The sequence below is a fragment of the Kribbella sp. NPDC051952 genome (genome assembly GCF_040680855.1).
GTDB lineage: Bacteria > Actinomycetota > Actinomycetes > Propionibacteriales > Kribbellaceae > Kribbella.
Window position 1 is genome coordinate 203007 of the sequence record NZ_JBFAXQ010000008.1, and the last position, 24176, is coordinate 227182.

At 67.4% G+C, this 24176-nt stretch carries 21 protein-coding genes; 7 read left to right on the top strand and 14 right to left on the bottom strand.

All coding sequences use genetic code 11. The annotated features are described in order from the left end of the window. Positions 1-15 precede the first annotated feature (15 nt). From AB0L70_RS17635 to AB0L70_RS17655, 5 genes are read right to left on the bottom strand one after another with little or no spacing between them, the layout of a single operon-like run. Positions 16-2034: a hypothetical protein gene (locus AB0L70_RS17635; RefSeq protein WP_363685130.1), complete on the bottom strand. Its 2019-nt coding sequence runs from the start codon at positions 2032-2034 to the stop codon at positions 16-18. Then, positions 2031-5282 (bottom strand): ATP-binding protein, encoded by a 3252-nt coding sequence (locus AB0L70_RS17640; protein ID WP_363685132.1) that lies wholly within the window; start codon positions 5280-5282, stop codon positions 2031-2033. The genes AB0L70_RS17635 and AB0L70_RS17640 overlap by 4 nt, the downstream gene beginning before the upstream one ends. Continuing rightward, complete coding sequence (locus AB0L70_RS17645) at positions 5279-5860, bottom strand: hypothetical protein (protein ID WP_363685134.1); 582 nt, start codon at positions 5858-5860, stop codon at positions 5279-5281. The genes AB0L70_RS17640 and AB0L70_RS17645 overlap by 4 nt, the downstream gene beginning before the upstream one ends. Next, positions 5860-6144 (bottom strand): hypothetical protein, encoded by a 285-nt coding sequence (locus AB0L70_RS17650; protein WP_363685136.1) that lies wholly within the window; start codon positions 6142-6144, stop codon positions 5860-5862. The genes AB0L70_RS17645 and AB0L70_RS17650 overlap by 1 nt, the downstream gene beginning before the upstream one ends. A gap of 49 nt (positions 6145-6193) precedes the next feature. After that, complete coding sequence (locus AB0L70_RS17655; RefSeq protein ID WP_363685138.1) at positions 6194-7108, bottom strand: conjugal transfer protein; 915 nt, start codon at positions 7106-7108, stop codon at positions 6194-6196. A gap of 769 nt (positions 7109-7877) precedes the next feature. Between AB0L70_RS17655 and AB0L70_RS17660 the strand changes: the two genes are divergently transcribed. Both AB0L70_RS17660 and trxA read left to right on the top strand, forming a co-directional pair. Then, positions 7878-8753 (top strand): aldo/keto reductase, encoded by an 876-nt coding sequence (locus AB0L70_RS17660; protein WP_363685140.1) that lies wholly within the window; start codon positions 7878-7880, stop codon positions 8751-8753. Between the two features lie 150 nt (positions 8754-8903). Next, the gene (trxA, locus tag AB0L70_RS17665) at positions 8904-9293 is read left to right on the top strand and encodes a thioredoxin (protein ID WP_363685142.1); all 390 of its coding nucleotides are present in this window, start codon (positions 8904-8906) and stop codon (positions 9291-9293) included. A 31-nt stretch (positions 9294-9324) separates the two neighbouring features. Here the strand turns inward: trxA and AB0L70_RS17670 are convergent, their stop codons facing one another. From AB0L70_RS17670 to AB0L70_RS17680, 3 genes are all read right to left on the bottom strand, one after another. After that, positions 9325-10101, bottom strand: coding sequence for a hypothetical protein (locus tag AB0L70_RS17670; protein WP_363685144.1), 777 nt, complete (start codon positions 10099-10101; stop codon positions 9325-9327). An 80-nt stretch (positions 10102-10181) separates the two neighbouring features. After that, positions 10182-10583 (bottom strand): VOC family protein, encoded by a 402-nt coding sequence (locus tag AB0L70_RS17675; RefSeq protein WP_363685146.1) that lies wholly within the window; start codon positions 10581-10583, stop codon positions 10182-10184. 280 nt (positions 10584-10863) lie between these two features. Next, positions 10864-12129 carry an FAD-dependent oxidoreductase gene (locus AB0L70_RS17680; RefSeq protein ID WP_363685148.1) on the bottom strand — a complete coding sequence of 422 codons (1266 nt, stop codon included), beginning with the start codon at positions 12127-12129 and terminating at the stop codon, positions 10864-10866. A 90-nt stretch (positions 12130-12219) separates the two neighbouring features. Between AB0L70_RS17680 and AB0L70_RS17685 the strand changes: the two genes are divergently transcribed. Beyond that, a complete protein-coding gene (locus AB0L70_RS17685; protein WP_363685150.1) occupies positions 12220-13767 on the top strand; it encodes a helix-turn-helix domain-containing protein in 1548 nt (515 codons plus the stop codon). A gap of 246 nt (positions 13768-14013) precedes the next feature. On the opposite strand, the gene AB0L70_RS17690 is transcribed toward AB0L70_RS17685, so the two are convergent. From AB0L70_RS17690 to AB0L70_RS17700, 3 genes are read right to left on the bottom strand one after another with little or no spacing between them, the layout of a single operon-like run. Further along, a complete protein-coding gene (locus AB0L70_RS17690) occupies positions 14014-15030 on the bottom strand; it encodes an FAD-dependent monooxygenase (RefSeq protein WP_363685152.1) in 1017 nt (338 codons plus the stop codon). Then, on the bottom strand, positions 15027-15539 hold the full coding sequence (locus tag AB0L70_RS17695; RefSeq protein ID WP_363685154.1) for an isoprenylcysteine carboxyl methyltransferase family protein: 513 nt from the start codon (positions 15537-15539) through the stop codon (positions 15027-15029). Before AB0L70_RS17695 ends, AB0L70_RS17690 begins: the two co-directional genes overlap by 4 nt. After that, complete coding sequence (locus AB0L70_RS17700) at positions 15539-16591, bottom strand: type III polyketide synthase (RefSeq protein ID WP_363685156.1); 1053 nt, start codon at positions 16589-16591, stop codon at positions 15539-15541. The genes AB0L70_RS17695 and AB0L70_RS17700 overlap by 1 nt, the downstream gene beginning before the upstream one ends. Before the next feature lie 18 nt (positions 16592-16609). Here AB0L70_RS17700 and AB0L70_RS17705 point away from each other — a divergent pair, with 18 nt between their 5' ends. Next, positions 16610-17422: a UbiA family prenyltransferase gene (locus tag AB0L70_RS17705; RefSeq protein WP_363685158.1), complete on the top strand. Its 813-nt coding sequence runs from the start codon at positions 16610-16612 to the stop codon at positions 17420-17422. Here AB0L70_RS17705 and AB0L70_RS17710 read toward each other — a convergent pair. Beyond that, positions 17419-18288, bottom strand: a complete 870-nt coding sequence (locus AB0L70_RS17710) for a LysR substrate-binding domain-containing protein (protein WP_363685160.1) — start codon at positions 18286-18288, stop codon at positions 17419-17421. The genes AB0L70_RS17705 and AB0L70_RS17710 overlap by 4 nt on opposite strands. A gap of 123 nt (positions 18289-18411) precedes the next feature. On the opposite strand from AB0L70_RS17710, the gene AB0L70_RS17715 reads away from it, so the two are divergent. From AB0L70_RS17715 to AB0L70_RS17725, 3 genes are all read left to right on the top strand, one after another. After that, positions 18412-19938 carry an MFS transporter gene (locus AB0L70_RS17715; RefSeq protein ID WP_363685162.1) on the top strand — a complete coding sequence of 509 codons (1527 nt, stop codon included), beginning with the start codon at positions 18412-18414 and terminating at the stop codon, positions 19936-19938. A 177-nt stretch (positions 19939-20115) separates the two neighbouring features. Further along, complete coding sequence (locus AB0L70_RS17720; protein ID WP_363685164.1) at positions 20116-22167, top strand: fibronectin type III domain-containing protein; 2052 nt, start codon at positions 20116-20118, stop codon at positions 22165-22167. Positions 22168-22229: 62 nt separating this feature from the next. After that, on the top strand, positions 22230-22991 hold the full coding sequence (locus tag AB0L70_RS17725; RefSeq protein WP_363685166.1) for a DUF427 domain-containing protein: 762 nt from the start codon (positions 22230-22232) through the stop codon (positions 22989-22991). Positions 22992-22994: 3 nt separating this feature from the next. On the opposite strand, the gene AB0L70_RS17730 is transcribed toward AB0L70_RS17725, so the two are convergent. Further along, the gene (locus tag AB0L70_RS17730) at positions 22995-23768 is read right to left on the bottom strand and encodes an SDR family oxidoreductase (RefSeq protein ID WP_363685168.1); all 774 of its coding nucleotides are present in this window, start codon (positions 23766-23768) and stop codon (positions 22995-22997) included. Positions 23769-23794: 26 nt separating this feature from the next. Then, the gene (locus tag AB0L70_RS17735; protein WP_363685170.1) at positions 23795-24175 is read right to left on the bottom strand and encodes a helix-turn-helix domain-containing protein; all 381 of its coding nucleotides are present in this window, start codon (positions 24173-24175) and stop codon (positions 23795-23797) included. Position 24176 lies beyond the last annotated feature (1 nt).

Genomic DNA, 24176 nt, shown 5'->3' on the forward strand with positions numbered 1-24176 from the left:
TCGGGCCATCCGGCATCACCTGCGCGTCGGCACGTGCACCGTTACGCCGTCCTTCGTAACAGCGGAGTACTCACGGAACCTCCGCTGCTGCGACGATGGCGACTTACGGCGGGCACGCTGCCCCTTAGGCGGCCCCTCCCGAAGGCTCGCGGAATGCGTATGAATCCTCGGCTCGTACCGCACCTCATTGGTAGGCGTAGGAATAGGCCGCCGAGAATGCCGAGCCTTCTGAGCCTCCGCCGACACACCCTTCGAGCTCGATGTCGAGCTGGATCCTCCAGTGGATGCGACACCGGCGGTGGTGACGGAGATGGTCCGGCGTCCCTCGGACTTCGACTGCGTACGCGCTCTGGCCAGATTCAGCGCGGAGCTGGTGCGGGTTGGTGCAGCGTTGGCAGCCAAACGACCACCAGCCGCGCCGGCGCCACTTGCCGCCGCCTGCCCAGCGGGACCAGTGCCGCTGCCGGGGGTCCCGGGCGCATCTGCTCGGCGGCGCTCTGCGCCCGTGGTGAGCTCGTACGGCGAACTTGCCGTGGATCCTCGTGTGAGCGAGTTATGCGCAGGAGCTTGTCGGTACACCCTCACCGAGGACACTCGCTGCGAACCGGCTTCACCTGTTCGGAACCGATCCCGACGTTCCGTCAACGCCGGCGCCGCGTTGCGGCTTCCAACTGCGCCGACAATTCGCTTGAACGCGCCCATGGCACCTCGCCGGGCAAGGCCACCTAGCAGAATGCTTCCCGAGCCCGGCCGCATCATCGAGGTGAGGTTGTCGAGCAGACGCCGCAATCTGAAGCCGGCGATAAGCACCGCGATAGCAAGCCCCGTTACCGGCAACCATCCCAGCGCACCAGTCAGGCTGAAAACAGCAGTGACCAGCGTCAGCGCCGTCCCGAACACGAGCATCGCGAGGAAGGACTGGATCACCAATCCGATCAGCGCTTCGAACCAGTTGAGGCCCCACTGTCTCGGGCGACCGGGAATGATCCAGAGGCAAGCAAAGAAAACACCGACAACCAGCAGGAGCAGGCAGCCGACGAAGGCCATCAGCGCGGTGAAGGCCAACGAGATGGTCAAGAACGCGAACAACGTCGCGGCTATCGCCGCCAGCATCACAACGGAGATTCGACCGAAAGCGTTGTCTCCCTTGACCCATTTGACCGTCGGCGCGTCGTCCCCGCCCTCGGCCGGGGCAATGACCGAATCGATGTACTTCGATCGGGCATCCGAATCCGTGCCGGCATCAAGCATGCCCTTGCCGTACCGGCCGCATGCGTCGATCGAGCCGAACTCGGCAATACACCATGGCGTAACCGCGAATCCGCGCCAACTCGCATCCGCAGATTTCCGCAGCAGGGTGTCGCGAGATGTTCCCGTGAACCCCGGCTCAGGCCACGGCAACGGACTTTGCAAGGTCGGCCCCATCGCATCGGCCGAGGTCGTCATGATCGTTTCGGCGCCTAACTGACGCGCACCATCAATTCCGCGCAACCAGGTTGCAGGGGCCAGCGCGAAGCTGACGCTGAGAACACCCGCGACGAATACCCACACCAACTGCCCCATGGCGCTGCCGCTGGTCTTGCGTTGCGTATACGCGGCAACGGCGCCAAAGGCGAGCGCAGACGGCAGCAACCATCCAACAAGCTGATTGCTGGATGCACCGATCGTCGTCGACGTAGCCTGCGTGAGCGCCTTGACGTCGGTGAAGGAGAACAACCACCAGCCGACTGAGATGGCTGCGCGGGTAATAGCGACGATGTACATCATCACCATGTGCGCGTACCCGTTGAAGACCGACTCGATGGGGTCGCGGATGCTTTTCTCGAAGTCCAGCCCATAAACCATCGGACCGTACTGCTCGAAGAGCGTACGCGTGTCGCCATGCGTCAGGTCGGGGGTCGGCAGCAGGTCACCGAAGCCGGTGGGGCTCGTCGGCCCCGGCTTGGGATCGGCGGCCAGAGCCACCTGGGTCATCAGGATGGTCGAGATCGCCAGGGTCGTCAGCGCCGCTCTCACACGGCGCTGCCACCTCATGCGACGTGCTCCTTGTTGCCGGGGGTGGGGCGGGGGGCGGTGTCGCTGGTGGAGTCGCCGTTTGAGGGGGTGTCGTACGCGGGGTACATGGCCTCGTTGTAGGCGGCTTCGTCGGCCTCTTGGTCGTAGACCTCGTCGGGGCCTATGGGGGCCTCGTAGCGGGGTGGGTGGTGGTGGTCCTGGCCGTTGGGGGTGGCTGGGTGGCCGTTTTGCTGCGCCACCGCCGGCTCGGGCTCGGCCGGCGCCGTCGGGGCAGCGTCCGCGGAGGGCGCGGGTTGAGCGTCGCCCACGCCAGCCTCGGCACCCCTGGCAGCCGCGTTGTTCCCCTGGCCAGCCCCGTTACTTCCTTGCGCGGCCACGTTGTTCCCTAGGCCAGCCCCGTTACTTCCCTGCGCAACCACGTCGTCCCCTAGGCCAGACGCGTTACTTCCCTGCGCAGCCACGTTGTTGCCTAGGCCAGCCCCGTTACTTCCCTGGGCAGCGGCGTTGGTCCCTTGGGCGGCCATTTTGTTGCTCTGGGCGGCGGCGTCGTTTGGGGCGGCGTGCTGGGGTGGGGGCGGGGGTGCCTGGGTTGGGGCCAAAGGCTCCTGGTACGCCGGAGGAACGGATTCCTCTTCGACCGACGAGACGGGCTCCTCGTAGGTCGGCGGGGGTGGTTCCGCGGTGTGGGCTTCGGCTTGGGCTGTGGCTGTGGCGGCTGGTTCTACCAGGTCTTCCTGGTCGAACTCGTCGTCGGCGAACGGGTCCACGGGGTCGGGAGTGGCTAGGACCGGCTGGGTGGCTTCGTTGGCGTGTTCGGATTCGGGGGTGGTGCGGAGGAGGGCTGCTACGCGCTGGCTGGGGATGTCGATCTGGACGGTGGCTACTTCGTCCCAGCGGTCGCGCATGATGCAGTGGCCGTGGCGGATGGACTTGCCGTTGGCGGCGGTGTTGATGCCGCGGACAAGGGTTTGGTACGGCGCGGTCTGCGGCCGGCCCAGCAACTCGAGCAACGAGTCCACCTGCTCGCGAGAACGCAGGCTGAAGGCGAACAGCGTCGTGATCTGCTCAACCAGACCAGGCAGCTTCAAGATCGACGCGGGGTCCTGCGTGTCGAGGACCAGCGAGGCCCCAAGCGCACGACCGACACGGGCGATGTAGTCGAGGAAGGACGCCCCGTCGGGGGTCTTCGTCAACAAGTGCACCTCAGGCACGATGACGACCTTCGAGCGACCGCGGAACTCGCGGCGGCCCGTCGTACGGACCATCCACGCGAGGCAGCCGCGGAGGCAGGCCATGCCGACACGTTCGATCGGGGACCAGGATTCGGGCGCCGATTCGGGTGACGGCAGGGTCAGACCAGGCATCTGCACGACCCAAAGCCCTGGGTTCGTCGTCAACGACGACAGACCGGACGGAGGCCCCGCCACGACCGAACCAAGACCCGTCTCAACCAAGTCCCGCAAAGCAAATCCAACAGTCCGGATGGTCTCCGAATCAGAGGCACACAACCGCTGGATGACACCCCACGACGACGGGTCAGGCGACTGGATCTCCGCCCTGGTCGCAGCCATCACGGGTGCCTCAGCGGCGCCACGCAAATGCGGAGGCAACAGCAACATCAACTGAGAAGGTGCCTGCAGCAACGCATCGTCGACCGGCAGCACCCGCAGCAGGTCGGCAGCACCGGAGAACTGTGCCGTGATCTCAATGACAGCAGTGGGTACGCCGTACTCCGCCGCGACCCCGGATACGCCGGCCGCGTCACCCTTCAGGTCGAGCAACGGCACCCAAGCACCGGCGAAGGCAGAGTCAAGACCGCCCAACATCGCAGCAGTCGTCTTGCCTCGACCCGACCGGCCCAGGAAGAGCGTCGTCGTCGCGTCACCAAGAGCAGAACCGGCGGCTGCGTCGAACCGCACCAGACCCGGCGTGGACCCGGTCAGGTACCCGATCGACGGCCCGGTCGCGTCACCGATCGACGCACCGCCCCAGAACCAGGACCCGAAGAAAGCCGTCGACTCACGGACATGTCCGAGGTCCGGGACACGCAACTGGTCACCTGGCAGGGATTCCAGCCACAGATCGCGCTGCTCGTCCGCACCAGGGGCAACGGTGATGCCGCGGTCGGCGTAGTGCGCGACCACAGCATCGACGTACGCCTCGAGGTCCTCGCGGGTGTCCGCACTGACCAGCAAGCGTGGGTGGTCCTCGACCAGAGTCAGGCCGCTGCGGTTGATGTCGCGCTTGACCTCACGCATGATGCGCTCGGTCTCGACGATCTCGTCCGCGGTCTCCTCCGCCGTACCCTTGGCGGCCGAGCGGCGCTGTTCCTTCGCGCTCTTGCGGGTCTCGTCGACCAGGTGCCGCGCGGTCTTCTTCGTCAGCACCCGGAACCGCACCGACGCCTCGACAGTCACGTCGATCTCGTCACCGTCGTCGTCGATCGCCTTGATCTCCGACAACGTGCGCAGCCACTCCCCCGGCCCCGGCGTCTCCAACTCCTCAGGGAAGTCCGTCATCGCCAAAACGGTCGTGTACGCCGCAATCTGGCCACGCGCGTCGTAGATCCGCAGATGGTCGGTGTACGGCACCACTCGACCAGATGTGAGCCGGGCCAGCGACGCACCGGTGATCAGACCACGACGAGGCGCGGCAACGGCACCACGGTGCATCTCCCGGCTGATCAGCCACGAAATCACCTCAGCCGGCGCAGTGTGGGCCCGCCACACGGTCGAACCGAGCTGACGGCCGAGCTTGCGGACACGCTCGTCCAGGTGCGCGAGCTCACGGGCACTCACACGCCACGACGTCGTACCAAGAGCGTCACTGATCGAGCCGCGGACCTGAGCGGTCGCACGCGGGTCACGGTCACTGAGGTGTACGCCGAGCGCCACGTACCGCTCCGGCATCCGCATCTCGTCGATCCGGTCGGCCCGGGTCTGCGCCCACGCCTCGTGGTCGCCAAGCCGGTAGTGACCGGCCATGGAGTCGATGTAGTCCTGACCGGTCGAGCGGCCCCAGACCACCTTCAGGTGGCTCAGGCGGTCGCCGAGGATGGTCGCGGCGGCGCTCACTGCAGCGTCCAGCGCGGCGTCCTGCTCGGCCTCGGTCGCGAGGTCGGTGTTCGCCACGGAGATCAGAAACCAGGCCTCGGCGCTGCGCTCGGTGACGAGCAGACCGTCGGCGATCGCGACCAGCCGTGGCGGCGGGAGACCACGTTCGCGGCCGACGCCGACCAGGTTCAGGAGTTTGTCAGCGATCTTCATCGTTGCCCCTTCCGCTCCGGTCGGCTCAGCCCGGAAGAGTTCCTGCGACTGACCCGCTGCACGTGGTCCGCCCCCAGCAGGCGGGCCCGCTGGTTCACAGTGATGTCCGCACCGGCGCGGACCATCGGATCCAGCTCGACCACAGCCTCGCGTTCCCATTCCGGCGTCACTCTGGCCTTGGCCAGGTTCGCCACCTTCTGCGTCGCGACGCGGTCACGCCACGGCAGGTATTCGGTCTTGTCGGCGGCCCGGGCACCCAGACCGATGATCGGGCGATGCGCCCGCAAGGCATAGCGGACGGCCAGCGCCCACTCGGTGACCCGGCGGCGGCGTTCGTGGAACTTGCCAGGCCGCCAGCCGAACGCGGTGATCACGAACGGCGGAACGACGTACAGACTCACGGTGGGCTTCTGCGGCACACCGATGAACGGGAACAGCAACGCGATCCAGAGCACGATGATCACCGCGCCGAAGATGATCATCCGGCGACGGGCGCCTTCACCCAGATCGATCCCCAGCAGGTCGTACTGCCGGGTCTCGATCTCGAAGTGGTGGGTCAGGGTACGGCCGACACGCATCAATTACCTCCGGACAGCAATCCCCAGAAGCCCTTGAGCACATTGATGGTCTGGTTGTTGGCATAGATCAGCCCACCGACCAGTACTCCGGCCGCGATGTGGCCGAACAGCTCGCCCCACTCGCGCTTGAAGTAGTGCCCGATCGCGCGCAGCACGAGGATGGCGATGAAGATGTTCCCCGCGATGACCAGGACCCAGTCCTTGAAATCCGCGCCCGTCGGAACGTTCGGGTCGGCCATGGGCGCGGCGAGCTGAACCACGCTCGCAGCAAGTTCGTGCATCATTGCGGTGTCTCCCTCGTTGCCTCGGTCATCCGACGGCTCGTCGCTGGTGTCATCCGACGGCAGCCACTTGCCATCGTTGTGCTCCGTCCGTGGCGACAGTACGCCTCAACGTGAGCGTGTAGGTCTGGTCCAAGGTGGTATCGCCCACCCCGTTCCAGGTGACGGCCGCGGTCGCCCGCCGCTCGTCGTCGTTGCCCATGTAGACCTGCCAATCCTTCAGGGCGCCGAACTTCACCGCACCGTTGAGACTGCGGATGGTCGAGCCCGGCGAGGTCACCGCCGACACCTTGTTGTCGGACTCGGCGTACGCACTGAAGAACGCCTCCGCGTCCTTCTTGGTGTCCGCCGTCAGATCGTCGTCCGGCTGACCGGCCGCCGGCATGTTCTCCGGGAGTGCGGCCCGCTCGTCCGGTACGAACGTCGGCGGCCCGCTGGCCATCACCCGCGAATCGGTCCGCGCGACCGGCACGGACAGCCGCTCCCAACTGACTGGCCCCGCTGCCCAGTCCTTGCCCTTCTTCGTGAACGTGTACACCTTCACGCGAACGTCGACCACAGCGGTGATCCCGTTGGAGTCAGGCTTGACCTCACCTGGGTACGCGACATCAGCCGCTTGTTTGCCACGACCGTTCCAGCCTGCCCGGGTGTCCAGGCCGGCGGCCAGGTCGAGACCGATCTGCAGCGGCCGGGCGTCCGGGTTGTCCTCGTCCCAGGTCAGGTAGGAAACGGCGTACCGAGTTGCCACGGCGCGGGCTTCATCGGCCGGGAAGCCGTTCTGACCGCTCACGACGGTCTCTGGCGTCCGGTTCGGGCTGATCCAGGAACGGACGCCCGAGACCGCTGCCAGCAGCAGCACAACGACCACCAGGCCACGGAAGAACCGCCGCGCCCACGTCGAGAACGACGATTCCGGCTCGGTCGACCAAGGCGCCTGCCCGGGCTCCAGAACCTCTCGCGTCGGCACCGGCGCCGCGTGCGCACCGTGCGGCGAACGCTGTTTCAAACGTTCGGGTTGGCGGTGCCCCGGACCCGGGTCCTGCGGCGGACCGGCCGACGGACGACGGGGTGGCGCCATCACTCCACCGGCCGGCGGAGGCGCCTGCGGAGCCGAATACTGCGCGGCTACACCCTGTGCTTGCCGAGGGGTGGGCGACACCGGTCCGTCGGGGTGGTCCCACCACTCCGGCGCGGTGCTTTGTGGGCGTCCTTTGCCTGCCTTCTTGGTACGCCGCTGGTCCGACCAGTGCCCACCTTTTGGCGGCAGGTTCAGGGCCGTTCGCCACCAACTCATCGCTACCTGCCCCTCAGACAGCAGTTACGCGGACAGTAGCCGGGAGAATACGGCACGCAACCATCCATCGGGAGACCTGAGACCAGGATCCGGATGCTCCATCGCTCCCCGCTGCCATACTGTTACCCCACTCGCGGGCAGTGTCACCCTCATCGGGTAAGCGTGACACCTTCGGTACCGTCCTCATAGCTCCTCTCTCATGCCCGTCCCGGTCGATCGGGCAGCGCAAACCCTGCCATACGGTACGGACAGGTTCGAAAATCCGTGCGAACAACATGGTAGAAGCACGCATCAACTGATCACAGATAGTAACCGATCTCCGGACCTGCCTGTGGAAAACTCTCCCGTGGCGAGGGGGTCAAAATGCCCTGTGGACAACCGCTTGCCGATGGCTCTTGCGGGCATAAGGTCGGAGTAACCCTGCTACCCCTGGAGGACCAGGATGGAAACTCGCCGACTGGGCAGACTCGGGCACGAGAGTTCGGTGCTCATCTTCGGTGCCGCGGCGCTGGGCGGCGTCGACCAGGATCGGGCCGACGCCTCGATCCAGGAAGCCCTCGACGCCGGTATCAATCACTTCGATGTCGCCGCGGACTACGGTGACGCCGAGATCCGCCTCGGCCCGCGGATGCCGGAGATCCGGGACCGCATCTTCCTCGCCACCAAGACCGGCCGCCGCACCTTCGAGGAGGCGTGGAGCGAGATCAATCGATCGCTGGAGCGGTTGCAGACCGATCGCGTCGATCTCATTCAGATGCACGCGGTCTGCGACTTGGAGAACCTCGATCTCGTCACCGGCAAGGGCGGTTCGCTGGAAGCGGCGATCCGGGCCAAGGACGAAGGCATGGTCGGGGCGATCGGCATCACCGGGCACACCGCGCAGGCGCCGTCGGTGCATACCGAGGGTCTGCGCCGCTTCGACTTCGACAGTGTCCTCACTCCGCTGAACTACCGCCTCTCCAGCGATCCGCAGTACGCCGCCGACTACGCGGCCCTGGTGGAAGCGGTGAAGGCCTCCGATGCCGCGCTGATGACGATCAAGATGATCGCCCGGCGCAATTGGAAGGAAGGCGAGGAGAAGGCCTACGACACCTGGTACCGGCCGTTCGACGAGCAGCGCTACATCACCGCCGCGACGGCGTGGCTGCTGAACGGTCATCCGGAGATCACCGGCCTCGCCACGGCCGGCGAGACCAGGTTGCTCCAGCAGATGGTCGTCGCAGAGCGCGAGCGCGCCGACCTCACCCCGGAGGCCGCCGCCTCGATCCTGGAGGAAGTCAAGGACTACACGTCACCCTTCGTCGACATCCCGATCTGAGCGCGTGGCCCAGGTCACAGTCCCTACTCCGCATTCCGGTCATTTCATACGGGCGTACGACGTGGTGCGACCGGGCACCCGTACGCCCGGGAACACTCTGGGGCGGTGCTGTGTTGACTACGCTGTACTCGTCTACTTTCGGAGGTCGTAGTGGCAACGGTCGAGCTGACCCAGGAGAACTTCAACGAGGTGGTCGGTAAGGACGGCCTCATCCTGGTTGATTTCTGGGCAGAGTGGTGTGGCCCGTGCAAGATGTTCGGACCTGTGTTCGAGAAGTCGTCCGAGGAGCACGGCGACATCACGTTCGGCAAGGTCGACACAGAAGCCCAGGTCGAGCTTGCGCAGGCGTTCGACATCCGGTCGATCCCGACCCTGATGGCGGTCCGCGACGGCGTCGTCCTGTACTCGGAGGCCGGTGCGCTGCCCGCGGCCAACCTCGAGGACCTGATCGGCCAGCTCCGCGCGGTCGACATGGAAGAGGTCCGGGCCCAGATCGCCGCCCACGAGGCGGAACACGGCACTGAGCCGCACACGCACTGATTCAAACAGTCCAACAAATCCGGGAGCTCGCTCAGAGCTCCCGGATTTGTTGTGCCAGGGCAGAGCGTCCCGGGCCGGCCTCGATCTGTGGGCCGGAGTTGATCGCGGCCCGCAGCTCGGTGCGCTCGTCGGGTGACAGCCGTCCCCAGCCGTAGAGCACCACCTTCAACGCGTGGTACTGCTCGTTGCCGGTGAGCGGTTTGCCGATCGCCTCCAGCAGTACGTCGCTGTCGATCAGCGAGAGGTCGCCCTCCATCAGTCCGAGCGCGAGCACACGGATGATCGGAGCGCCGTGGGTGAAGAGGTTCTTGATCTCGGCGGGGTCGAACTTCTCGACCGCGGACGCGTTCGAGACGCGCTGGACGACACGATCGAGGACCTGGCCGCGGACGTTCTGCAGCTCGGGTCCACGCATCTCGGTGTAGATGGCGGCGTACGCGTTGAGCTCGGACTCCATGCCGAGGCGTCGCAGCATCTCGGCGCTCTTGCGGGCGGTGCTCGCGATCTGCTCCATCAGCTGGATCTCGAACTGGCCGGCCTTGAACTTCCGGAGCCGGCCCACGACCGAGGGCAGAAGCACGAGCACCACACCGGCGGCGAGTACGGCGATGAGTCCCTCGACGTCGACGTCCACGAAGAGCCCGACGATCGCTGCGGCCACCAGCACGCAACCTGCTGACAAGCAGACGATCCGCGCGATCATGTCGATCCGTGGACCTGCTGTCTCCAACCACGACGTACGCGCGGCCGGTGGCAGATGACTGGCTGGAGCAGGGCGGGCCGGCAGGGGTTCGCTGGGGTCGGGCATCAGGGTGTTGCCTCTCACCTCGTCGGACGTGCTAGCGATAGTGCTCCGTGCCGGGGCGTTCAGCAACTACCTGAGGCGCCTCAACTGTCGCGGGAGCTGAGCACGCAGAACTCGTTGCCTTCTGGGTCGGCGAGGACGGTGAAGGAGGCGTCATCGGGTTGGCCGACGCTGACGCGAGTTGCGCCGAGGGATTCGAGGCGGGCGATCTCGGCGTCGCGGTCCTGGCTGGTGTGTGGGGCGAAGTCGAAGTGCAGGCGGTTCTTCAGCGTCTTCCCCTCGGGCACCGGCACGAACACCATGCCCGGCCCGATCCGCTCCCACGGGGTCTCGCGCATGGCCGTCTCATCCACCCAGCCGGGGATGTTCACGCACTCGTCGTCGGTCGCGTAGATCGTCTGCCAGTCGAGCGCCTCGGCCCACCACGCGGCCTGCTTCCGCACGTCCCGGCAATCGACCACCAGTGTGTACCACCGCAACACCATGGGAACCCTCCTCGTCGTCGAGAAGCACACCCTCTCAGTCCCCGCCGACAGAAACGCGAGCGAAGCCCGACTGCAAGAGAAAGGAGCGGGCCCTGGGCAGGAGAACTGCGTTGCCAGGGCCCGCTCCTGGGGCTGACCGGGGCGGTGGTGATCGGCGGTGGAGCAGGCGGACGGGTGCTGGAGTCCGTCCGGATGGATCACCGTGCGTCGCCCGAGGTGTGGTCAGCCGGGGAGGGGCGCCGCCTGAGGCGGGCGGCAAACCCTTAGTGCATCGAACCCCTCAGCGAAGCGGGTTGAAGGGAGCCAGCTCGCGCGGCGCGCGGCCGGTGGTGATGGTCTCGGCCAGCAATTGACCGGTGATCGGTCCGAGGGTGATGCCCCACATGCCGTGACCGCCGGCAGCGAAGACCCGCGGCGAAGCGGTCGCGCCGATCAGCGGAAGGCCGTCGGGCGTGCACGGCCGCGGTCCGACCCACTCGAACGTCCGCGCGTCCAGGTCGGCATCCCGCAGCAGCGGCCGGGCCGCCGCCACGATCGCGTCGATCCGGCGCGGGTCGAGCTTGGCCTCGGGCTTGCGGAACTCCATCATCCCGGCGACGCGGAGCCGGTCACCCAGCGGCGTGCAGGCGATCCGCTGCGCCGGGAAGTACACCGGGCCGGAAGGTACGTGCGCGATCGGCACGCTGAAGCTGTAACCGCGACCGGCCTGTACGACGGTCTTGACGCCGAACTCGCGCGCCAGATCGTTCAGCCACGCGCCGGTCGCCATCACGACCGCGTCGAACGGGTCGGTCTCACCGTCCCCGGTGACCAGGCGGACCCCGCGGATCTCGTCCACGATGTCCTTGACCACGACGCCGCTGATGATCTGACCGCCGCGGGCGATCACCGAGTCGGCCAGCAACTGGACGTACTCACCCGGGTTGATGAACCGCTGCCCGTGCAGCCGGATCGCCGCGCCGATGTGGTCGGACAGCGAGGGCTCGATCTCGCGGGCGTCGTCACCGCTGATCGCCTCGAACTCGATGCCCTGGCCGGCGGCGTGGATGTGCTCGATCTCCTCGAGCAGCACGCTCCGCTCGGCCTCGGTCCGGTACGCGGCCAGGAACGACTTCGCCTCGTACGTCTGCGCCTCGACGCCGGCCTTGGCCAGCAGGTCGAACGCGTTCAGCGCCTGCCGGTTGATCGGGACCAGCGACTCCATCGCGGTCTTCCAGCGTCCGGCGGTGCTGTTGCGAGCGAAGCGGGTGAGGAACTTGAGGAGCCGCGGGCTCGCCGACGGTGGGACGTACACCGGTGAGGAGGGGCTCAGCACCGCACGGGCGCCGTACTTGAGGACGGCAGGTTCCGGCAGCGGGGTGGCCAGGCCGGGCGTGAGCCAGCCGGCGTTACCCCAGGACGCGCCCGCAGCGACGCCTTCGCGATCGAGCACGGTGACCTCGACGCCGGCTTCCTGGAGGAACCAGGCGGTGGCGAGACCGACCATGCCCGCGCCGACGACAGCGACGCGATCGGGAACGATGTGAGTGGAACCTGCAGCGACCATGTATCGATGGTGCGTCGTCAACAAGTCGCTGTCATGGTGCGATCACACCACTGATGGGACAAATGACTGTGGCAAGAGCACAATAACCTCATGATCACTGCGCCTGACCTGATCGTCGCCGTCGGCCCAGCCCTGTTCGAGGTGGTTGTGACCGGCAAAGGCGACGGAGAGGTCCGCGACGTCTTCCTGGCCGACCCTCAGGAGCCCGCTACCGGCCAGCCAGGCGACCTGGTCCTGGGACTTGGTCTCCGCGACGCCGAGGACGCTATCGAGCTCGTAGAGCGCTGCGCAGCCGGAAACGCCTCCGGCGTCGTCCTGCGTACGGCGCTCGCCCACGAGCCGACCGTGGTCAGGTCAGCGGAGAAGACAACGCTCACCCTGGTCGCACTGCAGCCGAGCGTCACCTGGGCACACGTGGTCTGGCTCCTCCGCGGCGTCATCGACAGAGCCGCCGCACCGGACTCCCCCGCCGCCGGAGACGCCGGAGTACACCAGGAGCTGTTCGCCCTGGCAGATGCCGCCGCAGCCATCGTCGACGCGCCGGTGACCATCGAGGACAACCAGTCCCGCGTTCTCGCCTACTCGTCCGGCCAGGACTTCACCGACCCGACCCGCGTCTCCACCATCGTCGGCCGCCGCGTCCCCGCCGAGGTGATCGCGCACTTCCGAGCCCGCGGCATCTTCCGCCGGCTAGCGCGGTCCAGCGAGCCGTTCCTCGTGCCAGACGGACCCAACGGCATCCGCCCGCGTCTCGTCGTACCGGTGCGGGCTGGTGGTGAGTGGCTGGGGTCCATCTGGGCGGTGGTGGACGGTCCGGTGAGTGATGAGGTCACTGCGGAGCTCAGCAACGCCGCGTCCGTACTAGCGCTCCACCTGCTTCGGCTGCGCGCCCAAGCGGACGTGGCACGGCGGAGTGCGATCGACCGGCTGCGGACGATCCTCCGGCAGTTCTCCCCCGACAACCCGATCGACCTGCGGCTGCCACCGCAGCCATGGCGGGTCGTTGCACTCGGGTCGCCTGACGGGTACGACGTACCGCAGCAACTCGACCTGTGGGAGTCGACCGGTCGCCGGTACGGCTGGAGCGAGCCACAGCTCGCAGACCTCGACGGAACGGTGCTCGCGGTGGTCACGGACACCGAGGGCCCCGGCTCGTGGACCTGGCTGAGCAAGCTGGTCACCGAGCAGGCCAAAATCGCCCCTGGCACCATCGCCGCCTCAGGCGGTCCGGCCCGCGGTCCAGCCGACCTCCCGAGCTCCCGGGCCGAGGCGGTCGAGCTACTGGGTCTCGTACGACGAGGTGCCGCGACCGGACCCGCACTGCGCGTGGAAGAGGCGTGGCATGTGCTGACAGTTCACCGGGCGGTCACCTCACTCGACACGACCAAGATGGACGGACCGCTCGCCACTCTGCTGCGCCACGACATCGAGCACGACACCGGATTCGTGGAGACCCTGAAGGCCTGGCTCGACTACCCGGGGCAGCCGCAGCGGGCCGCGCGAGAACTGCACCTGCACACGAACACCTTGCGGCACCGGATGAAACGCATCGGCGAGATCGCGGAACTCGACCTGACCGACCCGCAGGAGCGGCTGGCGCTGCAACTCCAGATCGCCGCGGTGCGGACAGAGCATTGAGCCGGCGGATCGAAACGTTTCGAGCGAGTTCCCCGACGCGCTGAGATCTATGCCACAGGCCGCTGTAACAAGGCTTCATATTCTGGCAACAGTTGGGCAACGTGGGACTGATTAAGTCTTCCTCAGCGGCTGGTCCAGCTTTTCACCAGGAGGCTGGAACGGCCCGGGTCCGAACTCTTCACCAGGGAGCTCGGGCCACCGTGGGCCCGGCGATCGTCTGAGCGATCGCCGGGCCTTCACATTTGCCTAGGACAACCGGTTGACGATCTGCGCGTAGACACCGGGCAGCAGTGCCGCGGCCGGCACGATCCGGGGCGCGAGCAACGACCGATTCCGGGCCCAAAGCAACGAACCCGTCAGGAACCGGCACTCCCACGAGACCCGGCGCCAGGCAGCCTCGTAGTCGAGCGGCCGGTCCGCCACGACACAGTCCACGAGTTCGGCCGAAGTGCGCAGGGCGACCGCGATCCCCTCACCGGTCAGCGCGTCGACGTACCCGGCGGCGTCTCCGACCAGCAGCACACGGCCGGCCACGCGGCCACGCACTCGTTGGCGGAGCGGTCCGGCGCCCATGACCGTGCTGGCGGGCTGAGCGCCACACAGGCGGCGCTTGAGGGCAGGAAAGGCGTTCAGATGGGAGTCGAAGGTCCCCCGAGCCGAGGTGAGGATCGCAACGCCAACCAGGTCATCGGCTACCGGGGTCACGTAGGCCTCCCCCAGCTTGGACCAGTACACCTCGACAAGGTCCGACCAGGGCGCAACGGAGAAGTGCTGGCGGAGTCCGCGGCGTACGTCGGCCGACGGCGGTCCGCCAAGGGCGAGTTGACGGCGGATGGGTGAGTGGAGACCGTCCGCGGCAGCCAGGTAGCGAGCGGTGATGCCAGCGGCCGTCACGGAGGTCGTGTTCTGGGTGATCGGGCCCACCCGCGCGTGCACAACCTCCACACCAACCTCCGAGAGGCGGTCGGCCAGCGCGGCCTGCAACGTCGTACGCCGGACACCCAAACCAGGCCCGGCGATAAAACGGGCGTCCACCTGGTGGGCAGCGTCGAGATACCGGATCCCATGGAACGGGCGACCGGAGACCTTCACCCCGAGCCGGGTCAGATATTCGACCGCGCTGTGCGCGATCCCCTCGCCGCACGCCTTGTCGATGGGAGCCGGGCGAGGCTCGACGACCACGACCGAGAGGCCGGCCAGAGCAGCACGGATCGCGGTCGCCGCGCCGGCCGGACCGGCGCCGGCGACCAGCAGGTCGATCACTTCACCAGAGCTGTGTTCAGGGCGGCTTCCTCGGAGCGGATGCGGACCGCCAGCAGCGGAATGTTCAGCACTGTGAACACCAAGGCGGTGACCCATGCCGTGTGCACCAACGGCAGCGCGATCCCCTCGGCGACCACCGCGACGTAATTGGGATGCCGGATCCAGCGATACGGGCCCCCGGCAACCAACTTCAAGCCCGGGACGACGATGACGCGGGTGTTCCACTGGTGGCCGAGGACCGAGATGCACCACCACCGCAACCCCTGCGACAACAGCACCACCGCGAACATCGTCCACCCCAGCACGGGGATGAACGGCCGGTGCAGCGCCTCCACCATGCAGGCCGCCAGCAGCAGCGTGTGCAGCGCAACCATGAACGGATAGTGCTTCTTCCCCGACTCCACACCGCCTTGGGCGAAGCTCCACTTCGCGTTCCGCAGCGACACCACCAACTCGGCGACGCGCTCGAGCGCGACCAGCAGGACCAGTCCCAGATACCAGCCGTACATCACCACTCCATCAGGACGAGCTCGGAACAGAATCCCGGCCCCATCGCCAGCAGCACGCCGGGGCCCTGAGGAGAAGGATCCAGCTTCATCGTGTCACCGAGCACGTGCAGCACCGAGGACGACGAAAGATTGCCGACCGCGTCGAGCGATTTCCAGGTCAGATCGAGCGCTCCCGGCCGCAATTCCAGCGTCTCCGCCACCGCGTCCAGCACCTTCGGCCCGCCCGGATGACTCACCCACGTCCCGATCTCCGGCACCGTCAGCCCATGCGCCTCGAGGAACCCTCGTACGTCGCCACCCAGATACGTCCGCACCACCTCCGGCACGTCCGCCCCGAGCACGATCCGGAACCCGCCCGACCCGACATCCCACCCCATCACCCGCTCCGAGTCTGGGTACAGCCGGCTCCGCGTCGCCACGACCGACGGTCCCGACGCCAACGGGTGCTCCGAACCAGTCAGCACCACCGCAGCCGCGCCATCCCCGAACAACGCCCCACCGACGAGATTCGGCAACGTCGCGTCGTCGCGCTGCAAGGTCAACGAACACAGTTCAACAGACAGCAGTACGGCGACCTGCTCAGGCCAAGCCAGCAGATAGTCATGCAACCGGGCGATCCCCGCCGCCCCACCCACACATCCAAGACCGAACAGCGGCAGCCGCTTGACGTCCTCCCGCAACCCGAGCCGCATCGCAACCCGCGCGTCGATCGACGGCGCCGCCACCCCGGTCACCGTGGTGAACATCAGTACGTCGACATCGTCCAACGTCAGCCCGGCATCCTTGACCGCGCCCGCCACCGCCTCGGCCCCGAGGTCCACGGCCGCCGCGATCCACGCGTCGTTCGCGTCCCCGAAGTCCTTCAGGACGGCGTACTGCTCCAGCGGCAACGCGAGATGCCGATACGAGACTCCGGCGTTCGCATGCAGCCGCTTGAGCAACGCCAGCCCGCGCCCGTCCGGCAGACAGATGTCTGCAAAGGCTTCGGTCAACGCGGACTGCGGATACCGGTACGGCGGCAACGCGGGCCGGACCGCTGCGATCCTCGTCATCGTGGCATCGTTACGTCGGTGAGCATCCCGCGGACCGTCAAGGGTCTCGCACTCGCCTGCCACCCCGGGCCGACGGTCGCCGTCACGGCCCTGGTCACGGCCATAGCGTGGTCGGCCGGGCGAGGTCCGGCCGGGTGTCTCCTGGTCGCAGCAACGATCCTCACCGGCCACCTCTCGATCGGCTGGAGCAATGACGCGATTGATGCCGCCCGCGACACCATTGTGAACCGCCAGGACAAACCGGTGGTCCGTGGACTGGTGAGTCGCCGTACTCTCGCCGTCGGCGCCGGCATCATGCTGGTCGTCACGATCCCGGTCTCGCTCGCGAACGGGATCGCGTCCGGGCTGATGCATCTGCTCTTCGTCGGCTGCGCGTGGGCGTACAACCTCGGGCTGAAGTCGACCGCGATCTCCTGGCTTCCGTACGCCGTCGCATTCGGTGCGCTCCCGTCGTTCGTCACGCTGGGCACGGCCCATGTCTGGGCGCCGTGGTGGGCGACCGCGGCCGGCGCATTGCTGGGGATCGGTGCCCACCTGGCAAACGTCGTACCCGACCTGGCCGACGATCTCGCGACCGGAGTACGGGGCTGGCCGCAACGACTTGGGTCTTACGCCCGCCTGCTCGCACCGGTGCCGCTGGCGGCCGCGACCGGGCTGCTGGTGATCGCGCCGGCCGGGGCAATCGGAGTGATCGGGTGGATCGCACTTGCCCTGGTCGCCGGGCTACTCGTGGTGATCGTGGCCTGGCGCAACGCACCGTTCCTGGTCACGATCGGGATCGCCGCGGTCAGCATCATCTCCCTCGTCCTTCGAGGCGACGCGCTGGTCTAGGCGGCGTTCGGCTTGAGCGGCGCGTTGCTGCCGAGGATCGCGGCGGTGAGGGCCTCGGCCGGCTCCTTCGCGGCCCTCGGGTTGGTGATCAGCACCAGGTCGATCGACGGCAGCTCCGGCAGGCCGGCGCTCGGCGGCGGCTCGACCAGGTCGACCGGCATCAGCGACCGGGCGAAGATCGCAATCCCGAGTCCAGCCCGGACAGCCGCGAGTACGCCGTTGACGCCGCGGACGATGCACGTGATCCGGCAGGACCGGCCGGCCTGCTCGAGCGACTGGACACCGAGCGACCGGCTCAGCGAAGGGGCCTGGTAGGCAACCAGCGGGACCGGGCCGTCGGGGGCGATCCGGGTCCCGGCGATCCCGGCCCAGACCATCGGGTCACGTCGTACGAGGCGTCCGTTCGGCTCGTAGCCGCCGCCACCGTGCTTCACGTAGGCGAGGTCCAGGTGACCGGACTCGACCCGGCGGAGCAGATTGGGGCTCTGGGCCACAGTCAGCTCGAGATCGATCCGCGGGTAGAGCTGCCGGAAGTCGCGCAGGATCCGCGGCAGCGGGGTCAGGGCCAGGTCGTCGGTCACGCCGAACCGCAGCCGGCCACGGAGCTCGGAGCCGGTGAAGTACCCGGCCGCCTCCTCGTGCGCGGCCAGGATGGTCCGCGCGAATCCGGCCATCGCCTCGCCGTCCGCGGTCAGCGTCACCGTGCGGGTGTCCCGCACGAACAACGGACGCCCGACCGCCGTCTCGAGTTTGCGCACATGTTGGCTCACCGTCGGCTGCCGGATGCCCAGACGCTCCGCGGCCTGGGTGAAGCTCAGCGACTGCGCGACGGCAAGGAACGTGCGCAGCTGGTCCGGGTCGTACATCGATTGACCTCCCATTACGTGACGCAATAAGACTAATAGGAGTAATTCGCTGTCGGAATTCAGGTCCAAACCCTGAGGATGGAGATGTCCTCCCCTGACAGACCACTTTCGTAGGGATCGCTCTTGACCACCCCGGCCTCAACCGGAACCGTCCCGTCCACCGACTTCCATACCCACCGCACCGCCGCCCCCTCGGTCGACCGCCGCGAACCCCAGCGGCGTCCCGGCTTCAAGGACACCTTCAGCGCACTGCAGATCCGCAACTTCCGCCTCCTGGTCAGCGGTTTGCTGGTCAGTTCGACCGGCGGCTGGATCCAGCGCATCGCCCAGGACTGGCTGGTGCTCACGCTCACCGGCAGCGCGACCGCGGTCGGCATCACCACCGCACTCCAGTTCCTGCCCACCCTCCTGCTCGGCCTGTTCGGCGGCGTGATCGCGGACCGCTTCCCGAAGCGGAAGATCCTGCTCTGCACCCAGTCCACGATGGGCGCGGCGGCCGGCATCCTGGCCCTGCTCGCCTTCACCGGTCAGGTGCAGGTCTGGCAGGTCTACATGATGGCCCTGTTCCTCGGCCTCGCGACCGCGGTCGACAACCCGACCCGGCAGTCCTTCGTCACCGAACTGGTCGGCAAGGACCGGGTCCGGAACGCGATCAGCATGGTTTCGTCGACGTTCCAGCTCGGCAGCCTGATCGGGCCCGCGCTCGGCGGCGTCCTGCTCGGCTCGATCGGGACCGGCTGGGCCTTCGCGCTCAACGGCCTCACCTTCTTCGCCTCGATCAGCGCGCTGCTGCGGATGCGCGAGAGCGAGATGCCCGGACTGCACGCGGCCCGCAAGGCCAGCGCCGGGCTCCGCATCCGGGACGGGCTGCGCGACGGCGTCCGGTACGCGTTCCACGAGCCGGCCGTGCGGTGGGCGATCGCTCTGGTCGGCATCTACGGGATGTTCTGCATCAGCCTGCCGGTGACGCTGACCGCGTTCGCCGACCGGGTCTTCCACACCGGCGCGACCGGGTACGGCGTACTCAACTCGGTGGTCGCGGTCGGAGCCCTGGCCGGCGCACTGCTGTCCGCACGGCGGGTCCGGCCGACCCGGCTGCGCAACCTGATCGGGATCGCCTCGCTGCTCACGCTGACCGAAGTACTGGCCGCGATCCAGCCGTCGCTGTGGACGTTCATCCCGGTGCTGGCCTCGATGGGCATGGCGACGCTGATGTTCCTCACGGCCGCCCAGTCGATGGTCCAGCTGACCACGCCGGACGGACTCCGCGGCCGGGTGTCCGGGATCTACAACCTGGTGTTCATCGGCGGCGGTGCGATCGGTGGACCGCTGGTCGGTTTCCTCGCCCAGAACTTCGGCGCCCGCACCGCTTTGGTGATCGCCGGTCTGGTCCCCGCTATCGCCACCGTGGCGATCGCCCTCCGCCTCCGGCGCGACGGTCGCTTCCGGTTGGTTCTGACCCGGACCCGGTCCCCGTGGAACCAGGCTCCGATCCGGCTCGAGCAGACGACCATCCAGCTCTCGGCGCCCCTCTCGGCGGACCCGGCACCGCGCACGTCTCGCCCGTTCGTCCTCGGCCGGCGCCAGCACGCGCGCTCCGATTCACACACGCGGCCGGTCCGGCCACGCCGCCGCACGCAGCACCACTGAAACGTCCTGGGCAGGGCTGGGGAGCTGCCCCCGAGCCCTGCCCAGGATCAGCTCACGGCACGTCGACCATGCAAGCAGTCGGGTCACAGCAAGTCACTGGGGCTGAATACTTGACGTAGTAAATTAATCACTCCTAGGCTCGGCCGGGTCCGCTCTCTCCTCCCCCGGAGGACACGTATGTCCATCAGACGTAGCACCACGATCGTCCTGGCCGCAGTCGCCCTGGTATCGACCGCGGCAGCGATCGCCCCCGCCGACGCAGCCCAGCCAACGACTGTCCACACCCAGAAGCCCGTTCCGGCGAAGTACCCGCAGGTGGCCGCGAAGCCGTACATGGGCTGGAGCAGCTGGAGTCTGCAGTCCACCAACTATCCGGGCGTGAACCCGGACGGCCCCGGCAGCTTCATCAGTGAGAAGAACATCCTCACCCAGGCCAAGGCACTGGCAACAAAGCTCAAGCCGTACGGCTACGAGTACATCAACGTGGACGCCGGCTGGCAGGACGGCGGCGACGAGTACGGCCGCCCGATCGCGATGGCGAAACGCTTCCCGCGCGGCATGAAGGCGGTCGGCGACGACATCCACAAGCTCGGCCTGAAGTTCGGGATCTACACCACCGTCGGCCTCGGCATGGACGTCTACCGCGACGGCAACACCCCGATCTACAACGCGCCCGGCTGCTTCACCCGCGACATCGTCTACCCGGATCTGCGCAAGACGAACGGCTGGGACGCGGCGTACAAGATCAATTACGAGAGCCCGTGCGCGCAGAAGTACGCCGACTCGATCGCGAACCTCTTCGCCAGTTGGGGTGTCGACTTCATCAAGATGGACGGCGTCGGCCCCGGCTCCTGGAAGGGCGCTCCGGACGACCCGAACCACAACAACACCGAGGACATCGAGGCCTGGTGGCGCGCCGTCCAGGGTGCCGGCCGGCCGATGCAGTACACGCTGTCCTGGTCGCTCAGCCACCGGTACGCCGAGGTCTGGAAGCAGAACTCGAACGGCTGGCGGATCGACACCGACGTCGAGTGCTACTGCGACACGATCGTCAAGTGGGACAGCTCGGTGAAGCAGCGCTGGTGGGACCTGCCGCAGTGGATCGACGACGCCGGCCCCGGCCACTGGAACAACCTCGACGCTCTGAACGTCGGCGTCGGCGAGATGGACGGCCTGACCAATGCCGAGCGGCAGAGCTACATGACGTTCTGGGCGATCAACGCCGCACCGCTGTTCGCCGGTGACGACCTGACCAAGCTGGACGCGTACGGCCTCAAGCTGCTGACCAACCGCGAGGTCATCGCGATCAACCAGTCCGGCAACCCGGCCCGCCCGCTGAACCAGGATCAGCTACAGCAGACCTGGTACGCCAAGAACGCCGACGGCAGTGTCACGGTCGGCCTGTTCAACCTGGCCGACACCCCGGCCTCGGTGACCGGGAACTTCGACCAGCTCGGTATCACCGGCAAGGCGACCGTCCGCGACATCTGGGCGAACCAGAACACGCGCAACGTCTCCGGCTCGGTCAGCGCGAACCTGCCGGCGCACGGTTCGAAGCTGTACAAGATCACGCCGAACAGCTCCTCGGCTCCGACCAAGCCGGCCGACCTGACCGCGACGGACGTCAGCCGCACCACGGTGTCGTTGACCTGGCGGCCGAGCACCGGCGCTTCGTCGTACAAGGTGTATGCCAACGGCAAGCAGGTGGCGACGAGCTCGACCCCGAGCACCGTGGTGAGCGGGCTGCTGCCGCAGACGCAGTACACGTTCACGGTGAAGGGTGTGAAGGGCAGCCGTACGTCGGACGCCAGCGCGCCGATCACCATGTTCACCGCGAAATCGGGTGGGCCGGTCCGCTACGAGGCCGAAGCGTCGACGAGCACGCTGACCGGGAACGCCGGGATCTCCGGATGCACGCTGTGTTCCGGTGGCTCGAAGATCGGCAATATCGGGTACGACGCATCGGTGACGCTGAACGGCATCACCGTGCCGACGACCGGTACGTACCTGGTCAAGATCGCCTACACCGACGGTGACACCAGCAGGCAAAGCATGCTGACGATCAACAACGCCGACAGCTACTGGGTCAACTACGCCGGCCTCGGCGACAACGACTGGGGTACGCCGCAGGTGACCTACCTGCCGGTCAAGCTGACCGCGGGGGCCAACGCCCTCAAGATCAGCAACCCGAGCGGCTACATCGCCGATATCGACTGGATCACCGTCTGACCGTTCAGGAACCGTTCGTACGACGCCTGCCGTAGTGGCGAGGTATGACGCACGATGGATCCATGAGCACCTACCCAGATGTATTCGTGCCGCCCGGCGGAACCGCTCCGGTCCCCCGCCGGGTGCGCGCGACTCTCGGCAACCGCGTCGTCCTCGACACGACTGATGCGATCTACCTGTGGGAGTTCCCGCCGTACCCGCAGTTCTACATCCCGCTCGCAGATGTGGCGGACGGTGTGCTGACGGACACCGGGGAGACGAAGGAGTTCAGTCACGGGGTCGCGCGGGTGCACACCGCGGGCAGCGGTACGGCCTGGGTGTACGACGACGGGGTCGCGAAGGACCGGGTCCGGTTCCAGTGGGACGCGCTGGACAGCTGGTTCGAGGAGGACGAGGAAGTCTTCGTCCATCCCCGCAACCCGTACTCCCGCTGCGACCCGATCAAGTCGAACCGCCACGTCCAGGTCGCCGTCGACGGCGTCGTACTCGCGGAATCCGACTCGACGGTGATCGTCTTCGAGACCGGTCTGCCCCCGCGGTACTACTTCCCCCGGACCGCGGTGAACTTCGAGCACCTCACGCCCAGCGACCAGGTCACGGCCTGCCCGTACAAGGGCATGACGTCGGCCTACTGGTCGACCGCCGGCATCCCCGGCGTCGCCTGGTCCTACGACTTCCCGACCGCCGCACTGCTGCCGATCGCGAACCACGTCGCGTTCTTCAGCGAGAACGTCGACATCGCCGTTGACGGCGTACCGCAGGAGCGTCCGATCACCCCGTTCTCGAACCCGGCCTCCCGGCCGACCGATGGAAAGGTGAGCTGAGAGTCAGATGCCGGCTGTAGTGCCGCCGTCCATGGTGATGATGGAGGCCGTGACGTAGCTGGCCAACGGGGAGGCGAGGAAGACGGCGACGTTCGCGACCTCGGCGGGCTCGCCGACGCGGCCGAACGGGATGTCGGCAACCATCTCCTGGAGGAGCTCCTCCTTGGGGCGACCGGTCGAGCGCACCGCGGCCTCGAGGCCTTCGTCGACGCGGGAGGTCCGCGTGGTGCCCGGGTTGATCACGTTGACCCGGACGCCCTGACCGGCGTACGCCTTGGCATAGCCGGCGGAGGCCAGCATCAGCGCTGCGTTGGCGGCACCGCCGCCGATGTGCAGCGGGTTCGCCGCGCGACCGCCCTGGCCGACCACGTTCACGATCGCGCCGCTACCTCGCTCGGCCATCCCGCGGATGACCGCCTCGGTCGCGTGCATGTACGTGAAGTACTTCGCCTCCATGGCGGCATGCAGCGCCTTGCTGTCCAGCTCAGCGACCGGAGTACGCCGGGCCGCGCCCGCGCAGTTGATCAGGATGTCCGGTACGCCGATCCGCCCGAACACGGCCGTGGTCGCGTCGGGATCGGTGAGGTCCACCGCCTCGACCTGGAAGCTCAGGTCCTTCGCCGCGAGTTCGTCCTGCGCCTTCGCCAGGTTGGCGGCATCACGGGAGATCCCGATCACCGTCGCACCCTCACGAGCCAGCGCCTCGACACAGGCCAGCCCGATGCCTTTGCTGGCCCCGGTGACGACAGCGGTCTTCCCGGACAGTTGCAGATCCACGTGACTCCTCTGTATCGCTTATGGGACTACAGGTTCGCGTCGTACTCGTCGCGCGCGACGGCGATGTCGTCCATGTGGTCGTACGCCCAGTTCCGCATGGTCGCGACCGCCGCGGCCAGACTCAGGCCGAGCGGTGTCAGCGTATAGCTCACCGTCACCGGCACAGTGGCCACGACCGTACGCCGGACAACCCCGTCGCGTTCGAGGTAGCGCAGGGTCTGGGTGAGCATCTTCTGGGTGACGCCCTCGATGTTCGACTTGAGCTGACCGAACCGCAGCGTGCCGTGCTTCTCCAGCGTGCTGATCACCAGGATCGTCCAGGTGTCGCCGATCCGGCCCAGCACCTGACGTGTCGGGCATGCGCCTTTGGTGGCGTCCCACTTACCTCTGACCTGGTCGGTATCCATT